This is a genomic window from Bacillus nitroreducens (genome assembly GCF_964021195.1).
The window spans coordinates 3,013,556-3,027,346 of record NZ_CAXHYI020000003.1; the positions used below are offsets into that span (position 1 = coordinate 3,013,556).

The window sequence follows — 13,791 nt, forward strand, 5'->3', positions numbered from 1 at the left end:
GAAGGTGGGGTTTCAATGACAGAACGACGGATTGTAATTGCAGGTACTGGGAGTGGTGTTGGAAAAACAACTTTAACAATTGGAATTATGTCAGCACTTATGAAACGTGGCCTTCGCGTACAAGGCTTTAAATGTGGTCCTGACTATATCGACCCGACCTATCATACTGCCGTAACAAAACGAGTTTCACGTAATCTAGATAGTTGGATGCTAACTCATGAAAGAGTCTTGGATATTTTCACACATGGAAGTCGTGGTGCAGATATTTCAATTATAGAAGGTGTGATGGGATTTTTTGATGGGAAAAGTCCAGAAACGAATGAAGGTAGTACCGCAGAGATTAGCCTCATTACGAAAAGTCCTGTCTTGCTTGTCGTCAATTGTGAAAGCATGGCTCGAAGTGCGGCAGCCATTGTGAAGGGGTTTCAACTGTTTGCAGAAGGACTCAATATTGTCGGAGTGATTGCAAACAGAGTGGGGAGCGAGGGACATTTTCAGCTTGTCAAAACAGCTATTGAACAGGAATGTCATATTCCTGTGATTGGGTATTTGAAACGAGATGACGAGATTGAAATACCAGAACGACATCTTGGACTTATTCCTTCTATTGAACGGGGTGAACTGACGCCGTTATTTGATAAGGTGGGTGACTTAGTTTCAGAGACGATTGATCTTGATCGATTGCTGGAAGTAGCAGTAGCAGAACCGTTACATGAAAAAAATAAATCCTCTTTATTTGAAAAGAAGCAAGAACTAATCACGAAAATAGCTGTTGCAAAGGATGCCGCCTTTAATTTCTATTATCCTGAGAATCTAGAATTGCTGGAAGTTCATGGAGCAGAATTGGTTTATTTTTCTCCATTGGCTAAGGAAGAATTGCCAAGTGGTGTAGATGGTCTCTATATAGGTGGAGGTTTCCCAGAGGAATTCGCTGCGTTATTGGAATCGAATATAAAGACAAAGGAATCGATACAAAAAGCGATAAAAGAGGGGCTTCCCACTCTTGCTGAATGTGGCGGGTTCATGTATTTGGCCGAATCGATTGAAACGACAGACCAGAAGAAATATCAAATGATCGGAATTATCCCTGGTAAGGTTCAAATGCACACCCATATACAAGCCTTGGGATATCGAGAAGTGAGTGGTCTCAATAACAATTTCATTCTTTCTAATGAAATGGGGAGAGGGCATGAATTTCATTATTCGTCTTTTTTGGTAAATGAGACTGAACAAGTCCATGCCTATGAAACAAAAGGGCTACGTGGTGTGAAAAAGGAAGGCTATCAAACCTACAATCTAGTAGCGGCCTACACCCACCTACATTTTGGCTCTAACCTAAATATGGTACAGAATTGGATTAAGAAATGTGTAGAATATCAAACAAGTAAGGAGAACTCAAGATGAAACAAACATATGAATCTATTCCAAAGATAAACAAGGAAATAGGAAGACAAGTTAGTGAGTATATCAATACGTTAACAAAGCCAATCGGTAGCCTTGGGCGACTAGAGGAAATGGCGATTCATCTAGCTGAAATGAAGAATGAACCATTCCCGAGTGTGACGCCACCAGGTGTACTTGTGTTTGCGGCCGACCATGGCATCACTGCAGAAGGTGTTTCGGCTTATCCGCAAGCCGTAACTGAACAGATGGTTCGAAACTTCTTAAATGGTGGTGCAGCCATCAATGTCTTTAGTAGACAAATAGGTGCGATTCTGAAGGTTATCGATGTTGGAGTCGCAACCGACATTGAACATGAGGGTTTAATTAATCAAAAGATTCGCTATGGTACTGGAAATTTTTATCTGGAAGATGCGATGAGTCGCCAAGAAGCTGCACAAGCGATTGATGTTGGCTATCAGCAAGCCTTACAAATCATTGAAGAAGGGGCACAATGTCTAATCCTCGGGGAAATGGGGATTGGGAATACAACATCAAGCAGTGCTATTCTAGCCGTTTTAAGTGGTGAAGATATACCCCTTCTAGTAGGAAGGGGAACGGGGATTTCAGATGCTTCCCTTTTACATAAAATAGAAATTATTCAACAGGCACTTATACGGAGGAATCCAAATCCACATGATGCACTTGATATTTTATCGAAAGTAGGCGGATTAGAAATTGCGGCAATGGCAGGCGCCATGCTAGGAGCAGCGAGCAAAAGGGTACCGATTCTCGTAGATGGGTTTATCTGTACCATTGCTGCATTAGTAGCAAAAAAAATTTCCCCAAGTGTGAATGACTATATCATGGTCACACATCAATCGATGGAACCTGGTCACAATATCGCACTTTCACATGTAGGGAAGAAGCCGATTATTAATCTAGGTCTTAGACTTGGAGAAGGAACAGGTGCAGCTGTTTCATTTCCGATGATTCAATCGGCTACACTCATGCTGAAGGAAATGGCAACCTTTGACTCGGCAGGAATTTCGACGGAAAAATAAAACTTTATTAATCTAGGAGGTTCATATGGAACAAGTAAATAGTAAGAAAAAGGGATTAACACTTGTGTATACGGGAGATGGAAAAGGAAAGACAACAGCAGCTTTAGGTTTAACACTTCGAGCTGTTGGAAGAGGCTTGCGTGTGAAAATCTATCAATTTATTAAATCACCTGAACGCACGTATGGGGAACAAATTGCTCTACGTAAGCTTGGGGTTGAGATGGAACAGCTTGGAAGAGGATTTACCTGGACAAAGACCCCAGAAGAGCATCGTGAAGCATTAAAAACTGGGTGGGTCAAGGCAAAGGAAGCTGTCATGAGTGGGGAATATGATGTGGTCATTCTCGATGAAATTAACAATGCATTAGCCATTGATACATTTCCAATAGATGATGTGTTACCACTAAACGAAGTGATTGAAGTCGTAAAAAATAAACCGTCACATGTTCATCTCGTTTTAACTGGAAGAGATGCCAAGCAGGAAATTCGAGAAATAGCGGACCTTGTTTCCGTAGTTGAAGTGGAAAAGCATTATTATGATGAAGGCATACCAGCTGTAAAAGGTATTGAATTTTAATGGTGAAAAAACAGGAGCTCACACAAATGAGTAGAGCTGTACCAGTAATGATTCAAGGTACTCACTCAGATGCTGGAAAAAGTGCCATTGTGACCGCTCTTTGCCGAATATTTGTTCAGGATGGATTTAAAACGGCACCTTTTAAATCGCAAAATATGGCATTGAATTCGTATATTACGGTTGATGGGAAAGAGATTGGTCGTGCACAGGGTGTTCAAGCTGAAGCAGCCCGAATCGTAGCAACCACAGATATGACTCCAATCTTAATCAAACCGAATGGAAACGTTGAATCACAAATTGTTGTTCATGGTAGGCCGTATATGAATATGAAAGCTGGAGAATATCGCGAGGAATTTTTTCAACAAGGGTTACAGGTGATCCGAGAAGCGTATGATAGATTGTCCAAAAGCTATGAGCGAATTGTGATTGAAGGAGCGGGCAGTCCTGCAGAGATTAATTTAAATGATCGGGAGCTTGTAAATATGCGAGTGGCAAGAATCGCGAATGCACCTGTCATCCTAGTTGGGGATATCGACAAAGGTGGAGTTTTTGCTAGTTTAGTAGGAACATTACAGCTGCTTGAGCCAGAGGATCGAAAGCGGGTTATCGGTGTCATCATTAATAAATTTAGAGGGGATGTTGCTCTCTTACAGCCTGGGTTAACTTGGTTCGAGGAATATACGGGAGTACCTGTATTAGGGGTCGTCCCATATATCGAGAACCTCCTCATTGAAGCTGAGGATTCACTTGTGTTACATACGTATACTTCGAAACAGGATGAGTCAAAGGAAATGGATATTGCGGTCATACGACATCCGATGATCTCGAATTTTACGGATCTTGATCCGTTTTTTGAAGAAGAGGATTGTCATGTGCGCTTTGTTAATAAGACTGAAGATTTGGGACATCCAGATGTACTGATTTTACCAGGGAGTAAAAATACAATTGCGGATATGATGACCTTACACAGTACAGGTTTAGCCACACAGATATTAAATCTAGTAGAAAAAGGTACGACGGTAGTCGGAATCTGTGGTGGATACCAAATGTTAGGAACGTATATTGAAGATCCACATGAAGTGGAATCAACGCATCGTCGTGTAGAAGGACTCGGTCTTATTCCAATGAAAACCTCGATGACCACACATAAGACAACTATTCAATCAGAAGGAATGGCTCATTTTGGAGAGCGACGCATTCCGGTTTTAGGTTATGAGATTCGTATGGGACAATCATCCTTTGAAAAAGAATGTGCTCATTTTATCCAATTAGCCGACCGAAGGGAAGGGACGATCACGAAGGACAAACATATCATCGGAACGTACTTTCATGGTATTTTTCATAATGACTTATTTCGTGAAGCTTTTCTAAATGAGATCAGAGGGAAGAAAGGGCTTGAGCCCATTACGAATCGAGCCTCTTTTTCCGAAAAAAGAGAAGAAGGGTTTGATATCTTAGCCAACGTGGTGCGAGAACATGTCCAATTAGATCGCCTGAATCAATTACTAGTAGATTATCAAAAGGAATCGAAATGATGGGAGTTGTACATGAACCGACAATCGTATTTTGTTTGATTTTAATGGCAGCAATTGGATTAGATTTCGTAATAGGCGACCCGAGGTGGTTACCTCATCCTGTTGTATTAATAGGAAAATTGATTTCATTTTTAGAAAAGAGATGGAATCGAGGGAAAGGGAAATTATGGAAAGGGATTTGCTTATGTGCAACAGTGGTCCTACTCGTATATTTCCTGAGCTTATCCCTGGTTTTGTTGGCTTATCAATTACATCCAATCGTTGGTATGTTCATACAGGTGTATGTAATATCAATGACGATTGCGATCAAAGGTCTTTCGTCTGCGGCTAAAGAAGTCCTCGTTCCATTAGAGAAGGGGAATCTTACAGAAGCAAGAGAGAAGCTAAGTATGATTGTGGGCCGAGATACGGAGCATTTATCCGAGACTGAAATTGTCAGAGGAACAGTTGAAACGGTGGCTGAAAATACAGTTGATGGGATCACAGCACCCTTATTTTGGGCAATCATTGGCGGGGCACCCCTTGCGCTTGTTTATCGTGCTATTAACACATTAGATTCGATGGTGGGATATAAAAATGAGCGATTTAGGCAATTCGGATGGGCTTCAGCCAGACTGGATGATCTCGTCAATTGGATTCCTGCGAGACTGACCGCTATTTCGATGTGGCTGGCAGCATATTTTATCAAAGGATCTAACATATCAAATGGCTGGAAAACTACATGGAGAGATGCAAAAAAACACCCAAGCCCAAACAGCGGCTGGTCAGAGGCAATGGTAGCGGGATTACTCGGAATTCAGTTAGGCGGGATCAATTATTATCAAGGTGAAAAATCAGTACGTGCCCAAATGGGAGACCCGTTACGAACGATGGTGAGTTGTGATATTGAAAAAACTATTCGATACATGCATGGAGGCTGGATCGTATTCTTTCTAATCGGTGTCAGCATTCTCCTACTAGTTAAATCGTGATAAATGAGGTGGAAAGATGAAATGGCCCAACCATGGGGGACAACCTGAGGCAATTAAAAAACTGTTACATTTGAAGGAAGAGAAACCATTGCTCGATTTTAGCGCCAATCTCAATCCGCTGGGACCTCCTTCCTGGTTAGCGGATGCTTTACAACAACAATTTGAGAGCATCACACGTTATCCAGATCCAACATATTCGAAAGCAAGCGCTGCGGTAGCGGAGCATGAAGGAATAGACAAAGAGATGGTCCTCTTAACAAGTGGAGGAGCAGAGGCGATTTTTTTAGTGGCGAAGTATTTTGAACAAGGGAAAGCACTCATTGTTCATCCGAGCTTTTTGGAATATGAAAGAGCTTGTGCACATTACCATATTGATGTGGAGGACCTAATTGTTGATGAAGAAAATGGATTTGACCTACCCGTTCAATTGATCGAGGAAAAGCTTGCTGACAAAGATGTGATGTTTCTTTGTCGACCGAATAATCCAACCGGAACGGTTATTCCTGAAGAAGATTTGCAGCATTTTTTAGAAATAGGACAAAAAAACGGTACATATGTAGTCGTGGATGAAGCGTTTGTTGACTTTTTACCATCTTCCATTCCAACCCTTACGTCATGGTTATCGACATATCCCAATCTAATCCTATTACGTTCGTTAACAAAAATGTATACCATTCCAGGGCTTCGAATTGGATATATCATGGCTCACCCAACTGTCATCCAAACGTTGAAAAATGAACAAATTCCGTGGAGCATTAACTCCTTAGTAGATGCCGTTGTTCCAAGATTGCTAGAAGACCGAGAGTTTGTAAACAAAACGAAAAGCTGGTTACATGAGGAATTGCGGGATGTATGTAGTCGTTTAACAGAATTAGATTATTCCTTTTCGCCATCACTCGTAAACTTTTATCTATTGCAGGACAGAAAGTCACCAGATCGAACCGATGATCTTTTTTATTTTTTATTGGAGAATGGAATCTTAACAAGACATACTCACAACTTTAAAGGTTTACATGGAAGGTACATACGAATCGCCATCAGGTCACATCTAGAAAATCAACAGCTACTGGCTGCACTTCAAAAATGGAGAAATGAATCATGATTTGTTTTATTTCAGGTGGGGCTCGATCAGGGAAAAGTCAATTTGCCGAACAAACCGCTCTCTCGTATTTTGAGCAAATGAAAAAAGTACATCATAACGCAACTCTTCATTACATGGCTACGGCTAAAAAAAGTGATGAGGAAATGGAAGAAAGGATTCGCATCCATCAACAAGATCGCGGCGAGACGTGGCATACAATTGAAGAGTCCTTTCATCTTGAGCGGATTCTGTCAAACTTTAAAAAAGGTGATGTGATTTTACTAGATTGTTTGACGATCTGGCTAAGCAATGTCATGTTCGAACGTGGATATAGGTTGGAAGAAGTAGAGAAGAGTGTGAATGGCTGGCTATCGATTGCACGCGAAAAGCAATTTCAGCTTCTTATTGTGTCGAATGATGTGAATGAGGGAATCTCCCACCGTGATGAGGTTGTACAACGCTATATGTATACCTTACAACGTCTTCATAACCTAATTGTCCAGCAATCAGATATTGCCGTTCAAGTTCAAGCAGGGATCCCATTGTTTTGGAAGGGAGAAATGTGATGAAGCACATAATGTATGGATTTATATTAGCTGTTCAATTTCTAACACGCATTCCTCTTCCAATCGAATCTCAATGGACGAAACAAACAAGTAGATGGGCAATCCGAAGTTATCCACTTGTTGGTGTTGGATTAGGTGCGATTCTTATGTTGGTATTATGGCTTTTACAGCCTTATCTTCCTGTCCTGTTCATGACATTGCTGATCCTCTCTTTATGGGTCTATTTGACTGGAGGATTACATTTAGATGGGTGGACGGATGTAGCGGATGCAATGGGATCAAATGCGCCTCTTGAGAAAAAATGGGAGATTATGAAAGACCCACATGTAGGAAGCTTTGGTCTGATTTCACTTCTGTTTTTGCTCGCTTGGAAAGCATTTTTTATCTATTCATTAATCGAAACGGATATTCTCTTGTCCTCGTTTCTTTTTATTCTGGCATTTTCACGATTAGGAGCTGTAGGCCTCATGATTTTTCTACCTACAGCCAAACAACATGGCCTAGCATGGGAATGGAAGAAAAACGTCAATCGTTTTGATTTTTTATCTGCGTTGATACCTGTAGGGATACTCTTATATTTCTTTCCTGAATGTTTCATTTTCGTTCCTGCATATATTGTGTTTATGATCGTATTTGGTGCTTGGATCAAGCATACATTTAAAGGGACAAATGGAGATTTACTAGGCACAGCGATAGAGGGGGGCGAATTATGGGGACTTGCGATTACATGGATGTATATCTCGTTCGTCATGGGGTAACCGCTTGGAATAAAGAAAAACGGTATTTAGGTCATACAGATAAAGGTATTATTAGAGGTGAACAATCAGGCCTACTTAAGATTAAAAAAGAATTGACTAATATATACTTTGATCACATTTTTACAAGTGATTTACGACGATGTCAGGAGTCTTTAGAACTATTGGATATTCCAGCCCAGATAACGGTAGATGCCAGATTAAGAGAATTGGACTTTGGGGACTGGGAAGGAAAAACATATGATGAGTTAAAGAATCAGAAAACGTATCAGAACTGGCTTGACAATTGGGAGAACGGCATGATTCCGAATGGGGAGTCAGCTGATACATTTAGTGGTCGAATTGATTCCTTCTTTCATGAACGATTTCAACAAATACGTAACAATGAAACCATTCTAATCATGACTCATGGAGGCGTGATTCGGTATGTTGTTTCCAAATATGTATCCTCTCTATCGTTCTGGGAACTTACAATCCCGAATGGACATTGTCTACGTTTAACATTTAAGAAGAACGAGGGGGGATGGACATGCAGCTCGTTATCGGCGGTGCCTTCGCAGGAAAAAGGAAAATCGTGAGAGAGAAATATGAAAGATGTAGTTGGACTTCTGCTTATATGGGACATTCATTAACGGATTGGAAAATCAATTGGGAGCATGATACACCTTTAGTAGTCGAAGGTTGGGAAAAATGGATCGAAAAGGACCTGACCAATGGAAAAAGCATGAACGATATTCGAAGTGATTTTTCACATCTTTTAACGTCTTTTGCTGCAGAGGAGAAAAAGCGAAAGATGCCAATCGTGCTTGTAATGCTAGAGGTGGGAAGAGGCATCGTACCGATTGAAAAGAATGACAGAATGCTACGAGATGTAATGGGGTGGATGGCGCAGGATGCTGGTAGGATGTCAGAAGAAGTGGTGTACGTATGGAATGGATTAAGAAAGAGGTTGAAATAAACGTTTCATCTCGTAAAAAGGAGGGGGCAAGTATGAGGCTCATTTCGATTTGTCCAAGTAATACGGAATTAGTGGAGTATCTTGGATTAACGGATTCATTAATTGGAGTAGATGATTACTCCGATTGGCCTGAGCGGGTGAAAACATTACCGAGATTGGGGCCTGATTTACAGATAGACATAGATAAGGTAGAAGAGCTACAGCCAGACTTAGTCCTAGCATCTCTAAGTGTACCAGGGATGGAACGAAATATTGAAGAACTGAAGAAGCGAAATCTACCGTATGTCATTGTTCCAAACCCCAAAAGTTTACAAGAAGTTGGGGAAAGCTTACTGTTCGTTGGAAAAGCAACAAATGTGTATGAAAAAGCGACCCGATTAGCTGAGAAATATCAACAAATTCTTGAAAGCTATCAACGTTTATCTAAGCAAGTCGAACATCCGAAATCAATTTATTGGGAATGGTGGGCAAAGCCGATTTTCACACCTGGGGCGACAAATTGGTTAACCGAAATGAGTAAGCTTGCAGGTGGAAGAAATATTTTTCAAGATATAGATCAAGCAAGTGTCCAAACAGATTGGGAAGAAGTCAGACGACGAAAACCTGATGTGATGTGTATCATTTGGGTGGGAGTTCAAGCAGACAGAGTGAACCCAAAAGTGATTTTAAAACGTCCACAATCAAATTCCATGCAGGCGATCCAAAATAATCACTTGTATATTTTAGAAGAACCATTATTTTGCAGACCTTCACCACGATTATTGGTGGGACTCAATAAAATAGCAAGTATTCTCCATCCAGCGATCTTTCCTCCATTTGTCGAAGGAAAAGATCCGTTGCTAGAATGAAACAGCGGGACGGTTCTGCTGTTTCATTTTTTTGAAATTTTTTGTAACATTTTATGAAGAGATCTGATATATTGTTATTAACAATTAGCAAAATGTTAATTAAAAATCATATTGATTTGAGGTGAGTCAAGGATGAGTGAGGAGCTATTACGATATGATGTGAGTAAGTATCGTACCCCCGACGGTTATACGAGTGATATTGCTGTTTTTACGATTATTTCGACAGAGGTAGCTCCATATAAGCCGCCAGAAAAAACATTGAAAATTATGTTGATTAAGCGAGCGGAGCAAACAAAAGAAGGTGAGTCTAATATAGAGAGAGGAAAATGGGCGTTGCCTGGTGGGTTTATTAAGCCTGAGGAAACGGCTTATGAGGCCGCTGTTCGTGAACTAAAAGAAGAAACGGGAATTGATGGATTAAAGATTAAGCATTTTGGAGTATACGACAAACCTGGTCGAGACAAGCGAGGCTGGATCATTTCTAACGCGCATTATGCCATTGTTCCAGAAAATCAGCTCGTGAAAAGAAGGGCAGCAGAGGACGCATGCGAAGTCGATTTATTCACGATGGATGAAGTTGGAAAGCTTGACCTAGCGTTTGATCACAAGCAAATCATAGATGATGCCTTATGGTTTATAAAGAAGGATATGTCATTAACAACGCTTGCGAAAAACTTTTTACCAAAGGAATTTGTTTTGTCTGAGCTACAAGGCGTCTTGTTAACCGTCATGGATGAGCCGTGGCTAAAACTGGATTCTCAATTTTTCAGAAAGGCACCAACGCTTCCATTTCTTGAGAAAGTTGTGAAGGATGGAGAGCCTCAAAAAACAAATCGTTGGTCGAAAAATAAAGCGCAGCTGTATCGATTTAATGATTTTGATCCATATGTATCCATCTATAATGCAAAGTACTAATTTTTTTTCTGATTTATAATTAACGATTTGTTAATTGATAATCAATAAGGGGTGGGTAAAATGAAAGTTTTAAAAGACTGGACCTTGTTTGAAAAGCTATGGCTTGTGATTTTTACATTTGTAAATGTATATTTGTTTTTTGTTTGGGATGATACATTTCTCGGTTTAATAACCTCCATTTCAGGCATGCTTTGTGTGGTGTTAGTGGCGAAAGGGAAAATCAGCAATTACTATTTTGGCATTATCCAAACTGGAACATATGCCTATATCGCATACGGTTATGGCTTATATGGAGAAGTCATGTTGAATGGCTTGTTTTATTTTCCACTCCAGTTTGTGGGGCTTTATTTATGGAGTAAAAATAAATCAAAGCAAACCATACAAGGGGAAGAGATTCAGGTTAGTGTGTTAACGAAAAGAGGTTGGTTACTTACTTTATCTTCATTTCTAGTAATCTTTGTTCTCTATGCTTACTTGCTTGAAAGAATTGGTGGGAATGTTGTTTGGATTGATTCGGCAACGACAACATTATCGATGATTGCCCAAATTTTAATGCTCAAACGATTCACCGAACAGTGGTTATTTTGGATTGCTGTGAACGTACTTTCCATAGCACTTTGGGTGAAGGCTTTATTGTTACAAGGTGGCAACGATATATCGATGCTTGTCATGTGGTCAGCGTTTTTAATCAATAGTATGTATGGATATTACAACTGGTCGAAAGTATATAAACACCAGAAAGGGGAGAACGTTTCATGAATAAGGTTGGATTTTACGGTGGGAAGTTTTTACCTTTGCATCAAGGACATGTGTTTGCCATCATCAAAGCTTCTACAATTGTGAATGAATTGTATGTCGTGCTGTCTCATAGTGAAAAACGGGATCGGGAGTTATGCGAAGGTAGTAAGCTACCCTACATTCCAAGTTGCATTCGGTTACGCTGGCTCTCCCAACTTACGAAGGACATGGAACATGTGAAGGTCATCAAAGTGGAGGATCATGACGGTGATGAGGATTACGATTGGCATGAAGGATCGTTACAAATACAGGCTGCAATCGGGAAGAATATTGATGTGGTGTTTAGCTCAGAAGTAGAATATGACCCGATTTTTCAGAAACTATATCCTGAGGCAGCCCACATTTTACTTGATGAAAAGAGGGAACAGGTACCGATTTCAGCGACTGACATTCGAAAGAATGGTGTGTTTCATTACTGGGACTACATTCCTGAAGTAGCGAAGCCATTCTTCGTGAAAAAAGTTGTGATTTTGGGTACGGAGAGCTGTGGAAAATCAACACTGACGAAAAATTTAGCTCGCATCTATAACACGACTTATGTAAGTGAATATGGCAGGGAGTTTTGTGAAGAATTGGGAGGCTGTGATGGCATTATGCTAGACGAGGATTATCCTCTTATTGCATACGGTCATAAAATAAAAGAATATGAGGCGATTAAACAAGCAAATAAGATCGTCTTTATTGACACGGAAGCGGCTGTCACACAATTTTATTCGAAGCTTTACAACCAGAAAACGCAGGGAGTGTTAGATGAAGTCGCTAAAATCCAACAATACGACCTGTGCCTCTTTTTAGAGCCTGATGTGAAATGGGTTGATGATGGATTACGGGTGCACGGGGAACAACAGGTACGAGAAGAGAATAATCAGCGTTTAAAAGAGATCTTGAATCAAAATGGTATTCAGTTCGAGTGTATTGGCGGAACTTACCGAGAGAGGCTAGAAAAATCAATGGAATTGATACGGCGAAGAGTAGGGATTTAATGTTTTCAAGAGTTAATGCGAAACGTTAGACCTGAGATAATGGGCTCAGGTCTTTTATATTGTTTCTTATAGGATTAATCCCCGATCGTTATAAGGATAAAATACACAAGTACTACAAGTAATACGGCCAAAATGACATGCCACCATTTCGTCTTTACTTTTATTAATAAACGGTCCACGATAAAAAAGGAGATGGCAGAAACCAGACTGAGAACCAGAAAAATGGTACCGAAAAAACAATGAAACAGAAAGGACGTACTCTCTCGGGATTTTGTTGCAGTAAACATCTTTTTACTAAGCCAATCACTTAAGATAGATACGATCACCCCATATGAAACAACGATCGAGAGGTTTAGATAATACAAATTCGCAAATCCATTCAAGTTAAATCCACCTGGAACCATAAAAATCAAGCTAACTACAAGGCTGCTGATGATGGCAGTTAATATTTTTCTTTTTATAATTGTTGACATGGGCTTCTCCCTTTTGAAACAATCTATACCAAAAGATGGTGGTCTCTTAGATTTTACAAGAAAAAGGGGCTAGCATAAATAACTATTTTTTAAAATATTTTAATGATAAAAGTACTGCTATTGGATTATGCGGACTAATCACCTCCGTAGAATAATAAGGGATATTCAATACATACATTAATGGATCGTTTTAACCACGTTCTGGGAGTTGAGAAAGGAGCATGTTATTTTTCCAGCGGTGGTGGGGTGGTTGAGAAATGAAGAACGTATAGTAAGATGAAAGTGTATTAAATTCAATTTTAAAGGATGAATCGAAAATGGCTGAAACATCAATAACAACTCTAGTCATGGAACGCTCGTTTGACGTACCTGCTGAAAAGGTTTTTGAAGTGTGGACGAACACTGAATTAATGAAGAAATGGTTTTTTACAATGGAGCATACCAACAAAGTGTCTAAAAATGATCCAAGGATCGGCGGTAGTTGGGAAGTTGTAGACCACCGCGAGGGAAAAGATTATCGAGCAATTGGCGAATATAAAGAATTGGACGCTCCCAATAAAATCGTGTTCACTTTTCAGATGCCACAATTTAGTGATCTACATGATGTCATTACCGTGGAATTCAATTCGACTGAAGATGGAACGGAGATGACGTTTACCCAAGAAATTACAGTCATTCATGAAGAAGGTTGGACAGAAGAAGATATCGAAAAAGCGCATGTGGAATGGGAACGAGAAACGGAACAAGGTTGGCATTACATGTTCTTAGGGCTAAAGCAATTAGTTGAAACTGGAAAAATTGAATATCCAAATTTCTAGTACATATTGAAAACAGGGCAGCTAAGAGGGATGCTCTGTTTTTTTATCCAGCTAATAAGTCAATGTAAG

At 40.1% G+C, this 13,791-nt stretch carries 16 protein-coding genes; 15 read left to right on the forward strand and 1 reads right to left on the reverse strand.

The annotated features are described in order from the left end of the window. Window positions 1-15 precede the first annotated feature (15 nt). The 14 genes from ACWPVE_RS18585 (at window position 16) to nadR (ending at window position 12,431) form a co-directional block, all read left to right on the forward strand. On the forward strand, window positions 16-1,404 hold the full coding sequence (locus tag ACWPVE_RS18585) for a cobyrinate a,c-diamide synthase (protein ID WP_453995960.1): 1,389 nt from the start codon (window positions 16-18) through the stop codon (window positions 1,402-1,404). Next, entirely contained in the window at window positions 1,401-2,444 is a 1,044-nt protein-coding gene (gene cobT, locus ACWPVE_RS18590; RefSeq protein WP_453995962.1) for a nicotinate-nucleotide--dimethylbenzimidazole phosphoribosyltransferase, read from the forward strand. The genes ACWPVE_RS18585 and cobT overlap by 4 nt, the downstream gene beginning before the upstream one ends. A 25-nt stretch (window positions 2,445-2,469) precedes the next feature. After that, entirely contained in the window at window positions 2,470-3,021 is a 552-nt protein-coding gene (gene cobO / locus ACWPVE_RS18595) for a cob(I)yrinic acid a,c-diamide adenosyltransferase (RefSeq protein ID WP_453995964.1), read from the forward strand. Window positions 3,022-3,047: 26 nt separating this feature from the next. Further along, window positions 3,048-4,556, forward strand: coding sequence for a cobyric acid synthase (locus ACWPVE_RS18600; RefSeq protein WP_453995966.1), 1,509 nt, complete (start codon window positions 3,048-3,050; stop codon window positions 4,554-4,556). After that, a complete protein-coding gene (cbiB, locus tag ACWPVE_RS18605) occupies window positions 4,553-5,527 on the forward strand; it encodes an adenosylcobinamide-phosphate synthase CbiB (RefSeq protein WP_453995968.1) in 975 nt (324 codons plus the stop codon). The genes ACWPVE_RS18600 and cbiB overlap by 4 nt, the downstream gene beginning before the upstream one ends. 16 nt (window positions 5,528-5,543) lie before the next feature. After that, on the forward strand, window positions 5,544-6,629 hold the full coding sequence (gene cobD, locus ACWPVE_RS18610; RefSeq protein WP_453995970.1) for a threonine-phosphate decarboxylase CobD: 1,086 nt from the start codon (window positions 5,544-5,546) through the stop codon (window positions 6,627-6,629). After that, window positions 6,626-7,174 carry a bifunctional adenosylcobinamide kinase/adenosylcobinamide-phosphate guanylyltransferase gene (locus ACWPVE_RS18615; protein WP_453995972.1) on the forward strand — a complete coding sequence of 183 codons (549 nt, stop codon included), beginning with the start codon at window positions 6,626-6,628 and terminating at the stop codon, window positions 7,172-7,174. Before cobD ends, ACWPVE_RS18615 begins: the two co-directional genes overlap by 4 nt. After that, window positions 7,174-7,932: an adenosylcobinamide-GDP ribazoletransferase gene (gene cobS, locus ACWPVE_RS18620; protein WP_453995974.1), complete on the forward strand. Its 759-nt coding sequence runs from the start codon at window positions 7,174-7,176 to the stop codon at window positions 7,930-7,932. Before ACWPVE_RS18615 ends, cobS begins: the two co-directional genes overlap by 1 nt. Beyond that, complete coding sequence (locus ACWPVE_RS18625; protein WP_453995976.1) at window positions 7,884-8,507, forward strand: histidine phosphatase family protein; 624 nt, start codon at window positions 7,884-7,886, stop codon at window positions 8,505-8,507. Before cobS ends, ACWPVE_RS18625 begins: the two co-directional genes overlap by 49 nt. Further along, window positions 8,459-8,887 carry a bifunctional adenosylcobinamide kinase/adenosylcobinamide-phosphate guanylyltransferase gene (locus tag ACWPVE_RS18630; protein WP_453995978.1) on the forward strand — a complete coding sequence of 143 codons (429 nt, stop codon included), beginning with the start codon at window positions 8,459-8,461 and terminating at the stop codon, window positions 8,885-8,887. Before ACWPVE_RS18625 ends, ACWPVE_RS18630 begins: the two co-directional genes overlap by 49 nt. Window positions 8,888-8,919: 32 nt before the next feature. After that, window positions 8,920-9,735, forward strand: a complete 816-nt coding sequence (locus ACWPVE_RS18635) for a cobalamin-binding protein (protein WP_453997631.1) — start codon at window positions 8,920-8,922, stop codon at window positions 9,733-9,735. A 132-nt stretch (window positions 9,736-9,867) separates the two neighbouring features. Continuing rightward, complete coding sequence (locus ACWPVE_RS18640; RefSeq protein ID WP_453995980.1) at window positions 9,868-10,650, forward strand: NUDIX domain-containing protein; 783 nt, start codon at window positions 9,868-9,870, stop codon at window positions 10,648-10,650. A 60-nt stretch (window positions 10,651-10,710) separates the two neighbouring features. After that, a complete protein-coding gene (pnuC, locus tag ACWPVE_RS18645) occupies window positions 10,711-11,409 on the forward strand; it encodes a nicotinamide riboside transporter PnuC (RefSeq protein WP_453995982.1) in 699 nt (232 codons plus the stop codon). Continuing rightward, on the forward strand, window positions 11,406-12,431 hold the full coding sequence (gene nadR / locus ACWPVE_RS18650; RefSeq protein WP_453995984.1) for a multifunctional transcriptional regulator/nicotinamide-nucleotide adenylyltransferase/ribosylnicotinamide kinase NadR: 1,026 nt from the start codon (window positions 11,406-11,408) through the stop codon (window positions 12,429-12,431). The genes pnuC and nadR overlap by 4 nt, the downstream gene beginning before the upstream one ends. Window positions 12,432-12,505: 74 nt before the next feature. Here nadR and ACWPVE_RS18655 read toward each other — a convergent pair whose 3' ends face one another. Next, a complete protein-coding gene (locus ACWPVE_RS18655; protein ID WP_453995986.1) occupies window positions 12,506-12,904 on the reverse strand; it encodes a hypothetical protein in 399 nt (132 codons plus the stop codon). A 317-nt stretch (window positions 12,905-13,221) separates the two neighbouring features. On the opposite strand from ACWPVE_RS18655, the gene ACWPVE_RS18660 reads away from it, so the two are divergent. Then, complete coding sequence (locus ACWPVE_RS18660) at window positions 13,222-13,722, forward strand: SRPBCC family protein (RefSeq protein ID WP_453995988.1); 501 nt, start codon at window positions 13,222-13,224, stop codon at window positions 13,720-13,722. Window positions 13,723-13,791: the final 69 nt, after the last annotated feature.